Raw genomic sequence first — 18,111 nt, 5'->3', positions numbered from 1 at the left:
TATCTCATTTTGAGGATAGCATGATGGACAAGGCAAAAGTGTTCTGGTCGGGCCGGTCACAAGCTGTGCGTCTGCCCAAGGAGTTCCGTTTCGAAACAGATGAGGTTTCGATCCGCCGTCACGGGCAAGCCGTCATCCTGGAACCGCTTGCGCAGGATTGGGCGTGGCTCGACCAAGTGACCGGACCGCTTGATAATGATTTCGCCGAGGCAGCGCTGGAACATCAAGACGGGCAGGATCGACCTGCCTTGGATGACATTTTCAAGTGATCTACCTGCTCGACACCAATGCCGTCATCGCGGTCATCAAGGGCGACGCCGGGCTGTTGGCGCTGCTGAAACGGCACAGGCCGCAGGACTTTGCCCTATCTGTGATCGTCGCGCACAAACTGTACTATGGTGCTGAAAAGAGCCAGCGAAGGGCTGAAAATTTGGCGCGCATCGATGCTCTGCAGTTCCCGGTGCTCGAATTCGACCGAGAAGACGCAAGACATGCTGGGGAGATTCGGGCAACGCTTGCGACGTTGGGAACTCCGATCGGTCCCTACGATGCGTTGATCGGCGGGCAGGCGCGCGCTCGGAACCTTACGCTGATGACCGGTAATGTCGGGGAGTTCGAGCGGATCAAAGATCTCTCAATCGAGACCTGGTGAACCGCCTCAAGCGAACGGCACGGCCGTCGTGCCCTTGGGCAGCTTGGCCTCGTCGTCGGGCTCGACATGGATGGTGACGCGCACCGAGGGAATTTCGGCCTTCAGCGCGTCCTCGATGCGGTCGCAGATGACATGGCTGGCGCCGACCGACATGTCTGCGTCGACGACCAGATGAAACTCGATGAAGGTGGCGCGGCCGGCGATGCGCGTCTTGAGGTCGTGAACCTCGAGCGCGCCCTTGCAATTGGCCGATATGACGTCACGGATGCGCATGTGTTCCTGGGTGTCGACGGCGCGGTCCATCAGGCCGTTCATCGACGAACCTATGACATGCCAGCCCTGCCACAGGATGTTCAGCGCCACGAGGACGGCAAGCGCCGGGTCAAGGATCTGCCAGCCGGTCAGGATCGCTCCGACCAGGCCGCCGAAGACGCCGATCGAGGTGACCACGTCGGTCATGATGTGGTTGCCGTCGGCGACCAGCGCCGGTGATTTCTCAGCCCTGCCGGCGCGGATCAGCGTCCAGGCCCAGAAGGCGTTGATGATCGTGGCAACGCCGTTGACCGCAAGACCTTCCCAAGGCTGTTCCAAAGGTGACGGGGTCTGCCAGGAGCGCCAGACCTCGTTGAGGATCAATAGCGCGGCAAGCACGATCAGCACGCCTTCCAGCACGGCCGAGAAGTACTCGGCCTTGTGATGACCGAAAGGGTGGTCCTGGTCGGCCGGCTTGTGGCTGACCTGGATTGCCCAGAAGGCTGCGACCGAGGCGATGACGTTGACGATCGATTCCAGCGCGTCCGAGTAGAGCGCCACCGAGCCGGTGACGTACCAGGCCGCAGCCTTCAGCGCGAGCACGACAAAGGCGACAACGATCGACCAGAAGGCGAGGTTGGCGACCTTGCGCTTCGCGGCCGCTTTAGCCGCGATCGCCATCGTGTTCTCGGCTTCAGCCATGATCGTCAGGCGGCCTTTTCCTTGGCCTTGCGCGGCAGGTGGGCGACGATGTTCTCGATGATGCGCATGCCGGCATTATGGCCGAGCGTCATGATCGATTCCGGGTGGAACTGCACAGCGGCGATCGGCTCCTTGCGGTGCTCGAAGGCCATGATGATGCCGTCCTCGGTCTCGGCCGTGACGATGAAATCGTCGGGCAGCCGCACCGGATCGGCGAAGATCGAATGGTAGCGGCCGACGGTGACTTCCTTGGGCAGGCCCGAGAAGATGATGCCAGGCTTGGAGACGCGGATGCGCGACGGCTTGCCGTGCATCGGTATGTGCAGCTGCCGCAGTTCGCCGCCATAGGCCTCGGCCAGTGCCTGCAGGCCAAGGCAGACGCCAAAGATCGGCAGTTCGCGGGCGCGCGCCTTCTTGATGGTTGCGGCGCAATCGAAGTCCTTCGGTGTGCCGGGGCCGGGCGACAGCACGACGAGATCGGGTTTCAGCCGGTCGAAGACTTCCTCCGGCACCGGCGAGCGAACGGTCGAGACGTTGGCGCCGGTCTGGCGAAAATAATTGGCCAGCGTGTGGACGAAACTGTCCTCGTGGTCGACCAGCAGGATGTTGACGCTGTCGCCGACGCGCGCGGTGGTGCGCTCGGTGCTGGCGGAATTGCCTGTCTTGGCGTCGCGGATAGCGGAGAGCATGGCGGATGCCTTCAGTTCGGTTTCGGCTTCTTCTTCCTCGGGAATGCTGTCGAACAGCAATGTGGCGCCGGCGCGCACTTCGGCAATGCCGTCCTTGATACGGATGGTGCGCAGGGTGAGGCCGGTGTTCATGTCGCCGTTGAAATTGACCATGCCGATCGCACCGCCATACCAGGCGCGCGGGCTCTTCTCGTTCTGTTCGATGAAGCGCATTGCCCATAGTTTCGGCGCACCGGTAACGGTGACCGCCCAGGCATGCGACAGGAAGGCATCGAACGCATCCATGCCTTCGCGCAGCCTGCCTTCGATGTGATCGACAGTGTGGATCAGGCGCGAATACATCTCGATCTGGCGCCGGCCGATGACGCGTACCGAACCCGGCTCGCAGACCCGCGACTTGTCGTTGCGGTCGACGTCCGAGCACATGGTCAGCTCGGATTCGTCTTTCTTCGAGTTGAGCAGTTTCAGGATTTGCTCGGAGTCGGAAATGGCGTCGTCGCCGCGCTTGATGGTGCCCGAGATCGGGCAGGTCTCGACGCGGCGGCCGTTGACGCGCACGAACATTTCGGGCGAGGCGCCAATCAGATATTCGCCTTCGCCCAGATTGATGAAGAAAGAGTAGGGTGACGGATTGATGGCTTTCAGCTTGCGCGAAATCTCGGACGGCTGCGTCTCGCAGCGCTCGTAGAACATCTGGCCGGGCACGACCTCGAACAGGTCGCCGCGCTTGAACGAATCCATCGCCTTGCGCACCAGATTGGCGTATTCGCCCGGTTCATGGTCGCCGCGCGGCGGGATGCGGTCGGGGCTCTTGAACGGCTCGGCGATTTCGTCGCGCGGCAGCCCCTCGGTTGAAAACCCGTCGCCGGCATAGTCGTAGCGGTCGGTCCAGGCCTTGGCCGAATAGTGGTCGACGACCAGGATCTCGTCGGGCAGGAACAGCACCAGGTCGCGCTGGCTTGGCTTGCGCTCGAGCTTGTAGTCGACCGGGTCGAACTGGAAGGCAAGGTCGTAGCCGAAAGCGCCGTAGAGGCCGAGATTGGCGTCTTCCTCGGTCTTGAACAGAGCGGTGATGGCGCGCAGAACGGTAAACACCGAGGGGACGCGGCTGCGTTCTTCTTCGGTGAAGACACGACCAGGCTTGGCGACGTCGAGGCGGATGAGCTTTTTCGACGTCTCGGCGATGGTGACATCGGCCAGGCCGGCGAGCGCCTTGCCGATGACCGGCAACAACACCTCGCCACGGCCGTTCAGCGCCTCGACGCGCATGGCGCGGCCGCGCGCGGAGATAACCAGAGGCGGGTCGATGATGGCGGTGTCCCAGCGCGTGTAGCGGCCGGGATATTCATAGTTGGAGGAAAATACAGCGCCGCGGCGCGAATTCAGGCCGTCGACGTAAGCGTCGATCGCACCCGCATAGGGCCGGTCGTGGCGCTCGCGGGTGATGGTGATGCCACCCGCGGTCACGAAACTTTCCGCCCCGTTTTCCAGAACCTTCATCGTCATTGCCGTCTCCATCAGCTTCTTGGGGCAACGGACCCGGGAATGGCTTGGAAAAAACAAATGGCCGCCCGGACTTTCCGTTGCGGCCACCCTCTCTTTTCACGCGCACGTGTTCGAACAGGCCGCTGTCAGCAGGCCCACCACCAAATGGTCTTGGTCGAACGCATGTTCATGGCGAAATCCATAGCTGCGAAAAGAAGGATGCGCAACAGGTTTGAAAGTCTGTTCGTTGGCCGCCGCTTCTCAGGCTCATGGCACATCGCCAGAGCCCACAGTGCCGCTTAGACTGTTCATCCAACAGCAGGAAGACGGGAAAACAACCATGACCGAGCAGATCGAACGCGCGCGGACGTTTCATTCCCTCCACGTCAAGGGAAACCCGGTCGTTCTCTATAACGCCTGGGATCCGGGCTCGGCCAAGATCGTCGAAAAAGCGGGCGCCAAGGCGATCGCCACCGGAAGCTGGCCGGTCGCGGCCGCGTTCGGCTACGCCGATGGCGAGAAAATCCCGCTGGAGCTTGCGCTCGACAACATCGGGCGCATCGTCGGGTCGGTCGACCTGCCGGTCACCATGGATCTCGAGGGCGGTTACGGCGTCGATCCGGAAATCGTCGCGAGAACGGTAACGTTGGCGCTGCGGGCCGGCGCTGTTGGTTTCAACTTCGAAGACCAGATCGTCGGTGGCAGCGGCCTGCATGACATTTCTGTCCAGGTAAAGCGCATCGAAGCTGCTGCGGCGGCCGTCAAGGCTTCCGGCATACCGGCGTTCATCAACGCTCGAACCGACATCTTCCTCAAGGCGAAACCGGATGCGCACGATGACGTTCTGCTCGACCAGGCCATCGAGCGCGCACAGGCCTTCGAAAAAGCCGGCGCGCACGGCTTCTTTGCGCCGGGCCTTGGCGACGAGGGCCTGATCGAGACGCTCTGCAAGGCAATTGCGTTGCCGGTCAACATCATTGCGCTGGCGCATGTGCCGCCGCGCCAGCGGCTGGCGGAACTGGGTGTCGCCCGTATCAGCCACGGCCCGGTACCTTACCGGCAGATGGCGGAGTGGCTGGAGGGGAAGGCGCGACTGGCTATTTCGGGTTAAGTCAGTCCTCCAGCGTCCCCGACCGGGCGTCGGCGCTCTTCCTGTCGCCGACCAGTTTCAGAAGATCCTCGCCGGCGCGGATGATGCGGCGCGAGCGGCGGGTCAGGATGATGCCGTCCTGCGGCGCGAACACTTCGGTGCGGCCATCGGTTTCGCCCGGTGCATGGACGACGGTGGCGAGGCGCGCGCCCTTGGCGACGTGGTCGCCGGGTTTGACGTCGTAGAGCACGGCACCGGCCCGTGGCGCCGGCATCATGTCGATGTTTTCCAATGGCGCCACGAAGCCGGTGAAAGGACCCGGCGTGGGCAGGGCGCTGTCGGCGATCACGCCGCGCGCCACCAGCAGCCGGTAGAGGCCGTCGGCGTCGGCGGCGGCCAGGGCGCCATCGACATCGAGGATGCCGCGATATTCGACGGTGGTGGCGACGCGACGGTCGAGCCTGGCGATATCGGCGGGGACGTTCTGGTAGGGCATGATCGAGGCGCCCTCGAAGGTGCCGTCGGTGTCCTCGCTCCACAGCACGACCGCGTCGACGCCCATGGCGGCGGCGCAATCGGCCATGGCCGGCCACAGGCTGGTGTGGACGTAGAGATAGGCGAGGCCCTCGTCATCGCAGTGCAGGTCGAGCACGATGTCATGGCCGAGCGAGAGCTGCACCAGCCGCGTCTTCAGCCGCTGGTCGACGCTGCCAAGGGTGGTGTCGGGCAAGAGCGCTGTGTCGGGCGCGGCGAGCAGCGGAAAGCCGCGGTTGAAATTGGTGCGCGTGCCCAGATGGAAGCGGCCCTGATGCTCACCGAAATGATATTGCGCCCGGCCGATCGGGTTGGCCCAGGGCACGATGGTGAGGTTACCCTTGATGCGGCCTTCGGCCTCCGCCCTGGCAAGCATCGGCATCAGCGCGTCGATGGCGACGACGCCCGGCAACTCGCCGGCATGGAGTGCCGCCTGCAGATAGGCCGAAGGAGCAGCCTTGTCGGCTCCGGCGATGCGGAACAGCGGGAATTCGTAGGAAACCCCTTCGCTTTCGCCGGCGACGCGTTCGATCGATTTCTGCATGACTTCCTCCATCAAGAGCGAGAGACATGCGATTTGAAGGCGCCGATGTCGATTGGTCCAGCCTGCCGCGCTATGGGCGCAAGAGACTATTCAGCCGGAAGCGGGATGACCGGTGCGCGCCGGTCCAGCGCCTGCGACAGCACAGCGACGGTGACCGCCAAAAGGGCGAGTGCTGCGCCGACCAGCGGCAAATTGGCATAGGAAACACCGGCGGACAGGGCCACGCCGCCGATCCACGCGCCGCTGGCATTGCCGACATTGAAGGCGCCCTGGTTCAGCGTGGCGGCGAGGTTCGGTCCCTCGGAGGCGGCCTCGACGACCCGGATCTGCAGCGGCGGCACGACGACGAAGATGAGCAGGCCCCACAGGAAGACGATGCCGACGGCAATGCTGGCCATTGCGCCGAACTGCCTGAAGCCAACGAAAAGCAGCGCCATCAGCAGCAGGGTGCCGATCACTGTCGGCATCAGTTTCCAGTCGGCCAGTCTGCCGCCGATAATGTTGCCGATGGTCATGCCCGCGCCGAACAGCAGCAGAACCCACGTGACTGCCGAGGTCGACAAGCCCGATACCTCGGTGAGGTAGGGTTTGATGTAGGTGAAGACGGTGAACAGACTTGCAGAGGTCAGCGCCGCGATCAGCATGGCCAGCCAGACCTGCAGTTTGCCCAGCACACGCAGTTCGCCGCGCAGGCCGCCACCGCTTGGCTCGGCGACGTCGGACGGCACCAGCCAGGCGATGGCCGCGACCGAGATCAGGCCGATGCCGACCACGGCTATGAATGTGGAGCGCCAGCCGAACGCTTCGCCAAGCGCGGTGCCGGCGGGAACACCCAGAATGTTGGACAGCGTCAGCCCGGCGAACATCAGCGCGATGGCACTGGCGCGCTTGTTGCGCGGCACCAGGCTGGCGGCAACGACCGAGCCGATGCCGAAGAAGGCCCCATGGCCGAAAGCGGTGAAGACGCGCGCGGCCATCAGCGTCCAGTAGTTGGGCGAGATGGCGCAAAACAGATTGCCGACGACGAACAGCACGGCCAGCCCGACCAGCACCGGCTTGCGCGGCAAATGCGCAGTGGCCATGGCGACGATCGGGGCGCCGAAGACGACGCCCAGAGCATATCCTGTGACCAGCAGGCCCGCAGAAGGGATCGACACGCCGAGGTCGGCGGCAACTTCGGGGAGCAAGCCCATGATGACGAATTCGGTGGTGCCGATGCAGAAGGACGCAATGGCAAGCGCAAGGATCGGCAAGGGCATGGTGCGTCCAGACTGAATCGGTTCAATTCCAGACTGCGCGAAGGACGCCACCGTGCGCAAGCTGCATCGCTGCATTGCAGCGATGCAGAAAAGGAAGAGCTTTGAAATGGGTCGCCAACAGGCTGTCAGGCCAGCGACTTCAATTCCTGGGCAATGGTGGGCAGCAATTCCGAGACATTCGGGTGGATGTGGACGGCACGCGCCAGCGTGTCGACGGGCGCCTTGGCGTACATCAGGTCGAGCACGCAATGGATAGCCTCGTCGCCGCCGGGGCCGAGCACTGAGCAGCCGAGGATTTCCCTGGTGTCGGCATCGACCAGGATCTTCATGAAGCCCTGCGTCTCGCCCTTTTCGATAGCGCGGCCGACGCGGGTCATCGGCCGCTGGCCGACCAGTGCGCGCCGGCCGGATTTCTTCACCGCTGCCTCGGTCATGCCGCAGCGGCCAAGCGGTGGGTCGATGTAGAGCGCATAGGCCTCGATACGGTCGCTGATCCGCCGCGGGTCGTTGTCGAGCAGATTGGCGGCGACGATCTCATAGTCGTTGTAGGAGGTGTGGGTGAAGGCGCCCTTGCCGTTGCAGTCGCCCATCGCCCAGATGCCGGGCACGCTGGTGCGTAGCTGGTCGTCGACGGTGACAAAACCGCGCTTGTCGACCTCGACGCCGGCCTTGTCGAGGCCGAGATCGTCGGTGTTGGGTGCGCGCCCCAGAGCCAGCAGCACGTGCGAGCCGACAGCCGGCGGTTTGCCGGCCGAGAAGGTCACGGCAATGTCCTTGCCCTGCTTGGCGAAGCCGATGTCGTCGGCGCCCACATGAACCGCTATGCCTTCGTTTTCGAGGATCGACAGTATGGCGGCGGAGACATCCTCGTCCTCGCGGCCGGTCAGGCGCGGGCTCTTCTCGATGACCGTGACCTCCGCGCCGAAGCGGCGGAACATCTGCGCGAATTCGAGCGAGATGTAGCTGCCGCCGACGACGATGAGATGGCGCGGCAGCACGTCGAGATCCATCATCGACGAGTTGGTCAGATAGTCGATGTCGTGGATGCCGGGCAGATCAGGCACCGAGGCGCGGCCGCCGGTGTTGAGGAAGATCTTCTCGGCGGTCAAAAGGTCGTCGCCGACGCGCACCGTGTTGGCGGATTCGAAACGCGCATGGCCGCGATAGAGGGTGCAGCCCTTCATGCCGGCGATCCAGGTTTCCAGATTGCCGCGAGCGTCGTTGGTGACCTTGTCCTTGCGCGCCTTGATCACCTTGTAATCCACGCCGACAGGGCCTGAGAGCGTCACGCCATAGTCGGCGGCGCGGCGCGCAAGATGCGCGGCGTAGGCGCTGGCGACCATGGTCTTGGTCGGCATGCAGCCGGTGTTGACGCAGGTGCCGCCGACCAGCTTGCGCTCGATCAGCGCGACGCTCATGCCGGCGGCCGTCAGCCGGCCGGCCAGAGGGGAGCCAGCCTGTCCTGCGCCGATGATGATGGCGTCGAAGGCTTTTGCCGTCATGCCACCGCCGCCACGACCAGCAGGCCGCCGATGATCGCCACCGCGTCCTCGATGAAGGCGGCTGGCGGATCCTTGCCGAAGCTTGCTGCCAGCCGGCGCGTGCTTCGGCGCCGCCCAGCGTGCCGATGACAGCGCCGATGGCACCCGCGATCACGCCGCCGATGGTGGCGCCTCCGGTGGCGCCGATCACCGCGCCGGTGAAAGCGCCCATGATGATGCGAGCGCCGAACTGCTGCGGTACCTTGCGGCTCGGAGTCGATGGCAACTGGTCGGTGACCAGCTCGACAATGGCCAGGATGGTGAAGATGCCGACTGCCGCCCAGTGGCTCATGAAGCTCGCCCAGGTGCCGGCAACCGGCAGCCAGCCGAGATAAGCGCCCCAGGCGACGGCGGCCGGCGCCGTCATGGCGCGAAGACCGGCGATGACGCCGATCAGAAGTGCGAGAATGTAGAGCATGGTCGATCCCCCTCGATCCCCCCGGACCAGGACAGTCCGGCAAGAGCAGGCTAGCATAGGTCCGGCATTTGACCAGCGCATGACTCTGAAAATCGGAATGGTTTTGCGCCCGGCGTTGCAGGCGCTGGCACTTTCCCGTCCACTGCAATTGTGCTTTGGCAACGACATCGATTGGAGACATCGTCATGGTTGAAAGCGAGCGCTCAAAGATGGCGGCCGGCGAATGGTATACGTGTCTCGACGACGAACTTGAGACGCTGCGAGTGATGGCGCGCGACGCGGTGTTCGAGCACAATTTGCTGCCGCCGAGGCAGCGCGGAAATCTCGGGCCGGGCTTGAAAGCGTTGCTCGGCGGCGTGGGCGAGGGCGCCCGCATCGAGGCACCTTTCCATTGCGCCTACGGCTTCAACATCTTTCTCGGCGATGGTGTCTTTCTCAATGCCGGCTGCACCATCCTCGACACGGCGCCGGTGCGCATCAGCAAGGGAACGCTGCTCGGCCCCAATGTGCAGATCTACTGCGCCGAGCATCACAAGGAGGCCAGTGGGCGCCAAGCGGGACTGGAGATCGCCAGGCCGGTCGAGATCGGCGCCAATGCCTGGATCGGCGGCGGCGCGATCATCCTTAGCGGCGTCAGCATCGGTGAGGGCGCCATTGTCGGCGCCGGCGCGGTGGTGACGCGCGACGTGGCGGCGAACACCACGGTGGTCGGTAATCCGGCGCGGGCGATCAAACGAGACTGAACAGGTCAGGACGACAGGACGTACGTCATGCGCTCGTCCTGATCGGTCCTTCTGGAGAATTCGCGCCGGTATTGCGCCGGCGATGTCCTCAGCCTTGCGGCGAAATGCTGGCGCAGCGATGTGGCGCTGCCGAAGCCGGCTTCGAAGGCCACCATGTCCATGGATTTCTCCGTCGCTTCCAGCAAACGCTGCGCCAGTTCGATCCGCTGGCTGGTCAGCCAATCGCCAAAGCTGGCGCCGATCGATTTCTGAAAGCGACGGGTAAAGGTGCGGCGGGTCAGGCCGGCGGCCTCGGCGACGCTGTCCAGGCTATGCGTCTCTCCGAGCGCCGCGCGGACCGCGTCGAGCGCCTGGGTGAACCGGTCGGCGTCAGCAGCCCTCGCCACCGGATGCTCGATGAATTGCGCCTGCCCGCCTTGCCGATGCGGAGAAAGCACGATCTGGCGGGCGAGCCGCAGTGCCGCTTCCGCGCCATAGCGGGCGCGCACGATGTGGAGACAGCAGTCGAGGCCGGCAGCGACGCCGGCCGAGGTGACGACGTCACCATTGTCGACATAGAGCACCGCGGCATCGACAGCGATGTCGGGATGGAGTTTTTGCAGCCGCTCTGAATAGGCCCAGTGGGTCGCGGCACGTCGGCCCGAAAGCAGCCCGGCCGCGGCAATGGCGAAGGTTCCGAGGCAGAGGCCGACAATCAAGGCGCCGCGTTGGTGCGCCTGGCGCAGCGCCTCAATCAGCAGCGGCGACACCGGTTCGCCCAGATGATGCCAGCTCGGGATGATGACGATATCGGCGCCATCGAGCCCTTCGAGCCCATGCGGCGCGGCAATTGTCAACCCGGCTTCGGCGTGGATCGGCCCGGCCTTGACCGCGCAGATGCGGAAGTCGAAGCGCGGCAGGCCAAGTGCTGTCCTGTCCTCGCCGAAGACCAGGCACGGTACGGAAAGATGGAACGGGCTGATGCCGTCGAAGGCGAGGACGGCAATGATCGGGTCGGTCATGGGTGCTTCCAGCAAGTGAGTGTGGATTGTCCCAATTCTTTCGAATGATGTCAATCGGGACACTTTCGGCTGTCGAGAAGTCCGCCTATTTTCAGCCCATCGCATTCAAGCCGGAAAGGAAAAAACCATGTCTGACCCAGCCAACACCACGCCGCGCCGGGCGCTGATCGTCGTCGATGTGCAGAACGATTATGACGGCGGCAATCTCGCCATCCAGCATCCGCCATTCCGCGACAGCGTCGTCCATGTGGCACGCGCCATGGACGCGGCGGTATCGTCCGGCATCAAGGTTGTGGTCGTCAAGCAGATGGCGCCCGAGACATCGCCGATCTTCGCCAGGGGAAGCCATGGCGGTGAACTGCATCCCGAAATCGCCAGGCGCGAGCGCGACCATTATGTCGAAAAGAACCTGCCCTCCGCCTTCACCGGCACTGATCTGGAAGACTGGCTGCGCGCCAATGCCATCGATACGATCACTGTGGTCGGCTACATGACGCATAATTGCGACCTGTCGACCATCATCCACGCCGTGCATATGGGCTTTGCCGTCGAGTTCCTGTCCGATGCTACCGGCTCGGTGCCTTACGCCAACAGCGCCGGCTACGCCTCGGCCGAGGAGATCCACCGCGTGGTGACTGTTATCCTGCAGTCGCGCTTTGCTGCCGTGCTCAAGACCGCCGAATGGGTTGAGTGCCTGAAGACCGGCGCGCTGCCGGAGCGCGACACGATCTTCGGCTCCAACCAGCGGGCGCTGTCGCGCAGCGCTGCTTAGAGCTATCCGAAAACAGAAAGGGCGCCGCATCGCTGCGGCGCCCTTTCTGTTTTGAATTGAAGGATTTTAGAACAGACCTTCGATATGGCCCGCCTCGTTGAGGAAGATCTTTTCCGAGGACGGCGCCCTCGGCAGGCCGGGCATGGTCATGACCTCGCCGCAGATGATGACGACGAAGCCGGCACCGGCCGAAAGCCTGACCTCGCGCACCGGCACGGTATGACCGGTCGGCGCGCCGCGCAGGTTCGGGTCGGTCGAGAAGGAATACTGGGTCTTGGCCATGCAGACCGGCAGGTGGCCGTAGCCGGCGTCTTCCCAAGCCTTGAGCTGGTCGCGCACCGACTTGTCGGCAATCGCTTCCGAGCCGCGATAGATGCGCTGGACGATGGTGTTGATCTTCTCGAACAGCGGCATGGCATCGGGATAGAGCGGCGCGAACTGCGAGGCGCCGGATTCGGCCAGTGCCACCACCTTGTTGGCGAGATCCTCGATGCCGGCCGAACCATGCGCCCAGTGTTTGCACAGGATCGCTTCTTCGCCCATCGAGGCGACATAGTCCTTCATCGCCTGGATCTCGGCGTCGGTATCGGAATAGAAGTGGTTGATGGCAACCACCGCCGGCACGCCGAACTGCCGGATATTCTCGATGTGGCGGCCAAGGTTGGCGCAGCCCTTCTTCACCGCCTCGACGTTTTCCTTGCCGAGATCTTCCTTCTTGACGCCGCCATTCATCTTCATGGCGCGCACGGTGGCGACGATGACCGCCGCTGCCGGCTTCAGGCCCGCCTTGCGGCACTTGATGTCGAAGAACTTTTCAGCACCGAGGTCGGCGCCGAAGCCGGCTTCGGTGACGACGTAGTCGGCGAGCTTGAGCGCCGTCGTGGTGGCGACGACCGAGTTGCAGCCATGCGCGATGTTGGCGAACGGGCCGCCGTGCACGAAGGCCGGGTTGTTCTCCAGCGTCTGCACCAGGTTCGGCTGCATGGCGTCCTTCAGCAGCACAGCCATGGCGCCGTCGGCCTTGAGGTCGCGAGCATAGACCGGCGACTTGTCGCGGCGATAGGCGACGATGATGTCGCCGAGCCGCTTTTCCAGGTCCTTCAGGTCGGTCGACAGGCACAGGATGGCCATGACTTCCGAGGCGACGGTGATGTCGAAGCCGCCCTCGCGCGGGAAGCCGTTGGCGACGCCGCCGAGCGAGCAGATGATTTCGCGCAGCGCGCGGTCGTTCATGTCCATGACGCGGCGCCAGACGACGCGGCGGGTGTCGATGCCGAGCTCATTGCCCCAATAGATGTGGTTGTCGATCAGCGCCGAAAGCAGGTTGTGCGCCGTGGTGATGGCGTGAAAGTCGCCGGTGAAGTGGAGGTTCATGTCCTCCATCGGCACGACCTGCGCATAGCCGCCGCCGGCAGCACCGCCCTTGACGCCGAAGTTCGGGCCGAGCGAGGCCTCGCGGATGCAGACAATCGCCTTCTTGCCGATGCGGTTCAGGCCGTCGCCGAGGCCGACCGTGGTCGTGGTCTTGCCTTCGCCGGCCGGCGTCGGGTTGATGGCGGTGACGAGGATCAGCTTGCCGTCCTTGTTGCCCTTCACCGATTTGATGAATTCGGCTGATATCTTGGCCTTGTCGTGGCCGTAGGGCAGCAGGTGTTCGGTCGGGATGCCGATCTTCTGGCCGATCTCCTGGATCTGCTTTTTCCTGGCGCCGCGCGCGATCTCGATGTCTGACTTCACTTCGGCCATGACGGCTTTCCTCTGGATTGGACGGTGGAGGGGACGGGTTTGATCTTACTGGCAAGCAGGTTGGAACCGGGCGCGGGCATGTTCTAACCCTGTCGCTGCCGCGGCGTCAACTTGTATGCAACTATGTTTCCTCTAGAGAAAAATCCTCTGCGGACCGGCCGACCTGTCGTCGGTTCTTCCTGGCTCCGTTGCCGCGCCGTATAGAAGCCAGAGGACGCGTCGTTCCGCCGTCTCAAAACAGCCGCACAATGCACGGAATGCGACAGAGGCGACGGCGCAAATTCGCCATCGCCTGGTCCCTAATGGAACAGCGCTATTGCGTCAGAACGTTGCTGATTTCGACCATATTGGAGCGCACCCTGAGCACATAGAAGCCCATTGTCGTCAGATGCGTCGGCAACAGCCAGCCATCCTCACGGCCGTTGGCGATGATGAAAGGCTGGATCTTCAGCGCCGAAACGAACTGCGAGTCCATCGTGTCCCACAGGTTCTGCAGATGCTTTTCCTTGATGACGTCCTCGAAATCTGCCTGGGCGCCCTTCATCAGGCCGTAATAGCCGTAGAGCTGGCCATAGGCGAACCAGTAGCGGTCGTCGGCGCGGAAGTCGAACCAGCCATTGTTGTGGTTCTCGGCGCGCTCCTTGAGGATCGCCGAGGTCGAGCCGATGTCGGACGAGATGCGGTCGATATATTGCTTCAGATTGTCGGCGCGGGCGTCGAATGTCGCCTGGCAGGTGGCAAGGCGAGCGTTGAAGGAACGCAGCATGCGCACGGCATCGCGATAATAGCTCGGCGTCGGCGTCTTGGGGCCGAACGGGTTCAGGCCGAAATACCAGGTCTCTTCGTCGAACTGCAGGTTGCCGCGGGCATTCTGCAGATCACTGTCGATCTGCGAGGTGGTGCGGACGCGGCCGAGATTGTCGGCGAGCTCGGTCGCCGTGCGCCGCACCGCCTGATTGATGCCACGCTGGAAGGAGGCTTTGTTGTCCATCCACGGGGTGTTGTCCCAGTCGATGCCGAACAGACCGAGCTTGTAGAGGATCATCGAAGAGATCCAGGCATTCTGGTTGACGTTGAAGTCGGTCAGGTCGGCGGCGATCTGGGCAATGCCGGAGTTGCCGCAGGTCTTGGCGGTGTCGGTGCCGGCGCCGGCGGAGACCTGTTCGCCGGCGGAGACATTGCGCTTCTCGAACGTGTAGGTGTCGGGATAGTTCGGGTTGAAATTGTTCCACCACTGGGTGGCGTAGAAGAAGTTGGCATAGAGGCCGATCAGCACCAGCAGGGCGAGGCCGACCGCCGCCTTGAGGATCCAGCCGCGCTGCGTGTACCAGCGCCCGGCCCACAGGAACGGCCACAGGATCACGCCGATCAACAGGCCGATGCCGCGGCCAATCCACTGGAAAATGCGGGTGAAGAAATTCACGATCGGATCAAGCATGGCTGTGTCACCCCTCAGTCAGTCAGGCCGTAGAGGCGTGTGCGAAACGCCACCTTGTCCTTCAAATATGTGGTTTTGAGAACGTCCACAACATGCGATCGCCAGGCGTCGCTGAAGCCGTCATAGTCCTTGTAGAAGCCCTGCTTGTTGAAGATGTAGCGCGAGACGAAGTCCGACGGTACGAAATCCGAGATCAGCCGGTTGGTCAGCCAGGCGTCGGGATGGTCGGGCTTGGCGCGGATCACCAGGAAGCGCTGCTGCGGGAAGACATCCTCGATCTTGAGATGGCCGAGCTGGGCGATCTCGCGCTTGGCGGCGTTCAGGAAGGGAAAATTGCCGTCCCTGGTGATCAGGTCGGCATGGCTCTGGATCCAGGTCTGCAGCCAGACCTTGTCGACATTGGTCAAATTGCGGTTCGGCTCGGCGTCACGGATCAGCGCGCGCACCACCATCTCGGCGCGGTGCTCGAGATAGCCCGAGGCCTCGACCCATGAGGCGCGGGGCAACTCGATGCGGCCGGTGGTGGCGAGGAACTTGAACACCTTGTCGGCGTCGTTGATGGAGAGATAGCTGACCTGCCACGGCCGCGAACGGCGGAAGCCTGGCGCCGCAGGATCGCTGATCACCGTCGTCACATCCGGGTCGACGAAGACGTAAAGGCCACCGAAATGGCTGGTCCAGTAGGCGTTGTGGCGGAAGATCACCTGGTCCGGCACCAGCGCGTTCTCGCGGATGTCGCCGCAGATCTTGGCGAGCTCGACCATGCGGTTCAGCATGGCGCTGTCGCGCCAGGCGTCGGGCTCCTGCTTCAGCCGGTCGACGAGCTTGCCGAGTTCGGCGGCCTTGCCCAACACATCCTCGGCCGACAGCACCTTGAACTCGACCTGGCTGATCGACAGCAAATCCTCGATGTCGTTGACCTTGGGAACGGAATCCTCGATCTCGCCGTAGATGACGTCCTTGATGGTCAGCGCATCGATGGCGCGCTGGTTCTTGGACATGAACTCGAACATCAACTGCGAGGTGTTGGAGAAGGCGGTGTGCACCACCGGCAGGTCGATCTGCGACGGCGTCAGGATGATGAAGCGGCGGTTGACCTCGTTGGGATCAAGATAGTCATAATCATCGCATTCCTCGGCCACTTCGGGCGAGAAGCCGGTGCGGTCGATCTGGAAGGTCTTCAGTTTCGTCGGCTTCAAGCCGAACGCGGCCAGCGCCTTGTTGTAGCGCTGGATCAGATGCGGCTCGTCGACCGTCAGCAACCGGCCATAGATCAACTCGTTGTCGCGCAGAAGATCGGGTTTTTTGGCGGGGGTCATTGCCTACCTCTAGGCATTCCATAGCCCCTTCTTCTTCATCTCCTCCATCTCCCGCGCGGCCCGTTCGCGCAGGCGGGCGTCGCGCAGCAGTTTTTGCACGGCTGAGTCGTCGGACTTGTCGGAATAGCGGAACTCCGAGTCGGCGTAGCGGTTGATCTCCTGCATGACCATGTCCATCGAGAACGGCCCGCGCAGTTCCTCGATCATCGCTTTCTTCTCGTCATAACCCTTGTGCATGAAGACTTCCGGCTTCTCGAACCAGTCGTCGGGAAGCTCGATGTCCATGGCGCGCATCTTGATGGCGTCGGTGACGTTCTTGATGGCGCGGCCGGTGAAGCGGGGCTCGGCATCCTTGATCAGGTGCAGATAGGTGCCGATGTCAGCCATCGATTTCGGTGCGCCGTTCTCCTTCATGTAGCGTTCGTAGACCTTCATCAGCCCGTCTTCCTGCGGCTTCTCGTGCTCCTCATAGGCTTCGGTCACGGCGCGCTGGATTTCCTGCGCGGCGTAGAGATCGTGGTCGCCGAGGGGGATCTTGTGGTTTTTTCCCGCCAGCAGGACAAAAATATCGATGTAGTCGTCGCGGCTCTGCGGCCCGTCGACCAGCCAGCGGGCGCCGGCGCGCTGGCGCAGCGCGTCGTCGACATTTTCGGGGTAGTTGGAGAACATGCCGAACGAGCAGTTGCCGCGCACCACGGTGGCAGCGCCGGCGAAGGCATCCATCAAGACGCCTGTTATTTCCTGCTGGCCGGCCGAGGCGCGGTCGTCTGAGCGGCGCGCCGCCACCTGGTCGATGTCGTCGATGGTGCCGAAGCCGATGACGCGCGGGTTCAAGACATTGTTGATGAACTGGCGGCAGTTCTGGCCCGACTTGCCCTGATAGGACGAGATCTGGTCGACGCCGAAATTCTCGTAGGCGAAGGGATAGCCGGCGACCTGGCTATAGCCGTTGACGAGGCCGGCGATCATCTGGATCAGCGTCGTCTTGCCGGTGCCGGGCGCGCCGTCGCCGATGAAGGTGAACAGGAAGCCGCCGAGCTCGACGAACGGATTGAGTTCGCGCTCGAAGTCGTAGGCCATCAGCATCTTGGCGAGCTTGACCGACTGGTATTTGGCGATGTGGTTGCCGACGACCTCTTCCGGCTTCTTGAATGTCATCACCAGCGGTTTTGAGCGCTTGCCCGGCGCGACGTCGAAACCATCGAGGGTGAAATCGTCGGCATCGATACGGATATGGGCGTTCTCGAACGGGCCGATGCCGTCGAAGCGGCCCTTGCGGGCCAGAAGCCCGTCGATGGCGACACGGGCGAAGGCACGTGCCCTTGTCATCAAATCGGCATCGTCGGACGATCCCGAGATCGCCTTCTCGAGGCCGGCCAGGATCGACTTCACCGCATCCTGCGGCGTGTCGAACAGGAAGTCCGGCTCGGGGATGTCGTTGGGCGCTTCGCCGTCGCTGTCGATCAGCTGGAACAGATAAGAGGCGAGGCTGAAGGCCGAAATGTAAGCCGAGGCCGACAGAAGCTTCTTGAAGGTGGACGCCTCGTCGCCTTCGAGCGGCGCGCGGGTGTTCCTGGCCTGCAGGCTTTCGAGGTCGGAGCCTTCGGCGAAGACATCCGATATTGCGAGCGCGATCGCCGTGCCGCGCCGGGCGCGAAACAGGAGCGTATGCTGCGGGATGGTCAACAGCTGGTCGTCGGGATGAACGGCGCCGACTGTCTTGGCCAGCTCGACCTCGCGCGTACGGCGTACCGAACCGACCGAGACGGTCGAGACGAAGCGGCGGTTGGTGCCGGCAAGTGCGGTGCCGGAGGAGCTAGACGGATCCTCCAGCACGACAATGCGGGTGATGAAGCTCTGCGCGGTGGCGCGGTGCTTCTCGATGGCGGCTTCCGGAATTGTGGTCAGGCCGGTATCCATGAAGGG

15 protein-coding genes and 1 pseudogene are annotated in these 18,111 nt (G+C 63.3%); 5 read left to right on the top strand and 11 right to left on the bottom strand.

Features of this window, described 5'->3' with window-relative positions:
- Positions 1–23: 23 nt before the first annotated feature.
- Entirely contained in the window at positions 24–269 is a 246-nt protein-coding gene (vapB, locus tag EOA16_RS10030) for a type II toxin-antitoxin system VapB family antitoxin (protein WP_127257546.1), read from the top strand.
- On the top strand, positions 266–652 hold the full coding sequence (locus EOA16_RS10025) for a type II toxin-antitoxin system VapC family toxin (protein ID WP_127257545.1): 387 nt from the start codon (positions 266–268) through the stop codon (positions 650–652). Before vapB ends, EOA16_RS10025 begins: the two co-directional genes overlap by 4 nt.
- A gap of 6 nt (positions 653–658) precedes the next feature.
- Here the strand turns inward: EOA16_RS10025 and EOA16_RS10020 are convergent, their stop codons facing one another.
- Both EOA16_RS10020 and EOA16_RS10015 read right to left on the bottom strand, forming a co-directional pair.
- Positions 659–1,606: a cation diffusion facilitator family transporter gene (locus tag EOA16_RS10020; protein ID WP_127257544.1), complete on the bottom strand. Its 948-nt coding sequence runs from the start codon at positions 1,604–1,606 to the stop codon at positions 659–661.
- A gap of 5 nt (positions 1,607–1,611) precedes the next feature.
- Positions 1,612–3,801: an anthranilate synthase gene (locus tag EOA16_RS10015; RefSeq protein WP_127257543.1), complete on the bottom strand. Its 2,190-nt coding sequence runs from the start codon at positions 3,799–3,801 to the stop codon at positions 1,612–1,614.
- A gap of 319 nt (positions 3,802–4,120) precedes the next feature.
- Here EOA16_RS10015 and EOA16_RS10010 point away from each other — a divergent pair, with 319 nt between their 5' ends.
- The gene (locus EOA16_RS10010; protein WP_127257542.1) at positions 4,121–4,891 is read left to right on the top strand and encodes an isocitrate lyase/phosphoenolpyruvate mutase family protein; all 771 of its coding nucleotides are present in this window, start codon (positions 4,121–4,123) and stop codon (positions 4,889–4,891) included.
- 1 nt (position 4,892) lies between these two features.
- On the opposite strand, the gene EOA16_RS10005 is transcribed toward EOA16_RS10010, so the two are convergent.
- From EOA16_RS10005 to EOA16_RS09990, 4 genes and pseudogenes are all read right to left on the bottom strand, one after another.
- Positions 4,893–5,948 (bottom strand): succinylglutamate desuccinylase/aspartoacylase family protein, encoded by a 1,056-nt coding sequence (locus EOA16_RS10005; protein ID WP_127257541.1) that lies wholly within the window; start codon positions 5,946–5,948, stop codon positions 4,893–4,895.
- 86 nt (positions 5,949–6,034) lie between these two features.
- On the bottom strand, positions 6,035–7,207 hold the full coding sequence (locus EOA16_RS10000; RefSeq protein WP_127257540.1) for an MFS transporter: 1,173 nt from the start codon (positions 7,205–7,207) through the stop codon (positions 6,035–6,037).
- A 125-nt stretch (positions 7,208–7,332) separates the two neighbouring features.
- Complete coding sequence (locus tag EOA16_RS09995; protein ID WP_127257538.1) at positions 7,333–8,709, bottom strand: FAD-containing oxidoreductase; 1,377 nt, start codon at positions 8,707–8,709, stop codon at positions 7,333–7,335.
- Positions 8,706–9,166 (bottom strand): annotated as a pseudogene (locus EOA16_RS09990) (DUF4126 domain-containing protein). Before EOA16_RS09990 ends, EOA16_RS09995 begins: the two are co-directional and overlap by 4 nt.
- 185 nt (positions 9,167–9,351) lie before the next feature.
- Here EOA16_RS09990 and EOA16_RS09985 point away from each other — a divergent pair.
- Positions 9,352–9,909 carry a sugar O-acetyltransferase gene (locus tag EOA16_RS09985; protein WP_127257536.1) on the top strand — a complete coding sequence of 186 codons (558 nt, stop codon included), beginning with the start codon at positions 9,352–9,354 and terminating at the stop codon, positions 9,907–9,909.
- Positions 9,910–9,914: 5 nt separating this feature from the next.
- Here EOA16_RS09985 and EOA16_RS09980 read toward each other — a convergent pair whose 3' ends face one another.
- A complete protein-coding gene (locus EOA16_RS09980) occupies positions 9,915–10,910 on the bottom strand; it encodes a helix-turn-helix domain-containing protein (RefSeq protein WP_127257534.1) in 996 nt (331 codons plus the stop codon).
- Between the two features lie 127 nt (positions 10,911–11,037).
- Between EOA16_RS09980 and EOA16_RS09975 the strand changes: the two genes are divergently transcribed.
- Positions 11,038–11,682, top strand: coding sequence for a cysteine hydrolase family protein (locus tag EOA16_RS09975; RefSeq protein ID WP_127257532.1), 645 nt, complete (start codon positions 11,038–11,040; stop codon positions 11,680–11,682).
- 66 nt (positions 11,683–11,748) lie between these two features.
- Here EOA16_RS09975 and EOA16_RS09970 read toward each other — a convergent pair whose 3' ends face one another.
- The 4 genes from EOA16_RS09970 to EOA16_RS09955 all read right to left on the bottom strand — a co-directional run bounded on the left by EOA16_RS09970 (position 11,749) and on the right by EOA16_RS09955 (position 18,105).
- The gene (locus EOA16_RS09970) at positions 11,749–13,428 is read right to left on the bottom strand and encodes a formate--tetrahydrofolate ligase (RefSeq protein WP_127257531.1); all 1,680 of its coding nucleotides are present in this window, start codon (positions 13,426–13,428) and stop codon (positions 11,749–11,751) included.
- Positions 13,429–13,741: 313 nt separating this feature from the next.
- Positions 13,742–14,866, bottom strand: a complete 1,125-nt coding sequence (locus EOA16_RS09965) for a DUF2333 family protein (RefSeq protein WP_013529949.1) — start codon at positions 14,864–14,866, stop codon at positions 13,742–13,744.
- Positions 14,867–14,880: 14 nt separating this feature from the next.
- Entirely contained in the window at positions 14,881–16,185 is a 1,305-nt protein-coding gene (locus tag EOA16_RS09960; protein WP_127257529.1) for a DUF6638 family protein, read from the bottom strand.
- Between the two features lie 9 nt (positions 16,186–16,194).
- Complete coding sequence (locus tag EOA16_RS09955) at positions 16,195–18,105, bottom strand: ATP-binding protein (RefSeq protein WP_127257527.1); 1,911 nt, start codon at positions 18,103–18,105, stop codon at positions 16,195–16,197.
- Positions 18,106–18,111 lie beyond the last annotated feature (6 nt).

Source organism: Mesorhizobium sp. M7A.F.Ca.US.008.03.1.1, assembly GCF_003997495.1.
Classification (GTDB): domain Bacteria; phylum Pseudomonadota; class Alphaproteobacteria; order Rhizobiales; family Rhizobiaceae; genus Mesorhizobium.
This window is presented reverse-complemented; position numbering and strand designations above follow the sequence as displayed.

Coding starts and splice junctions, on each gene's coding strand:
- vapB (WP_127257546.1), top strand. CDS start 24: ATGGACAAGGCAAAAGTGTTCTGGTCGGGCCGGTCACAAGCTGTGCGT.
- EOA16_RS10020 (WP_127257544.1), bottom strand. CDS start 1,606: ATGGCTGAAGCCGAGAACACGATGGCGATCGCGGCTAAAGCGGCCGCG.
- EOA16_RS10015 (WP_127257543.1), bottom strand. CDS start 3,801: ATGACGATGAAGGTTCTGGAAAACGGGGCGGAAAGTTTCGTGACCGCG.
- EOA16_RS10010 (WP_127257542.1), top strand. CDS start 4,121: ATGACCGAGCAGATCGAACGCGCGCGGACGTTTCATTCCCTCCACGTC.
- EOA16_RS10005 (WP_127257541.1), bottom strand. CDS start 5,948: ATGCAGAAATCGATCGAACGCGTCGCCGGCGAAAGCGAAGGGGTTTCC.
- EOA16_RS10000 (WP_127257540.1), bottom strand. CDS start 7,207: ATGCCCTTGCCGATCCTTGCGCTTGCCATTGCGTCCTTCTGCATCGGC.
- EOA16_RS09995 (WP_127257538.1), bottom strand. CDS start 8,709: ATGACGGCAAAAGCCTTCGACGCCATCATCATCGGCGCAGGACAGGCT.
- EOA16_RS09985 (WP_127257536.1), top strand. CDS start 9,352: ATGGTTGAAAGCGAGCGCTCAAAGATGGCGGCCGGCGAATGGTATACG.
- EOA16_RS09980 (WP_127257534.1), bottom strand. CDS start 10,910: ATGACCGACCCGATCATTGCCGTCCTCGCCTTCGACGGCATCAGCCCG.
- EOA16_RS09975 (WP_127257532.1), top strand. CDS start 11,038: ATGTCTGACCCAGCCAACACCACGCCGCGCCGGGCGCTGATCGTCGTC.
- EOA16_RS09970 (WP_127257531.1), bottom strand. CDS start 13,428: ATGGCCGAAGTGAAGTCAGACATCGAGATCGCGCGCGGCGCCAGGAAA.
- EOA16_RS09965 (WP_013529949.1), bottom strand. CDS start 14,866: ATGCTTGATCCGATCGTGAATTTCTTCACCCGCATTTTCCAGTGGATT.
- EOA16_RS09960 (WP_127257529.1), bottom strand. CDS start 16,185: ATGACCCCCGCCAAAAAACCCGATCTTCTGCGCGACAACGAGTTGATC.
- EOA16_RS09955 (WP_127257527.1), bottom strand. CDS start 18,105: ATGGATACCGGCCTGACCACAATTCCGGAAGCCGCCATCGAGAAGCAC.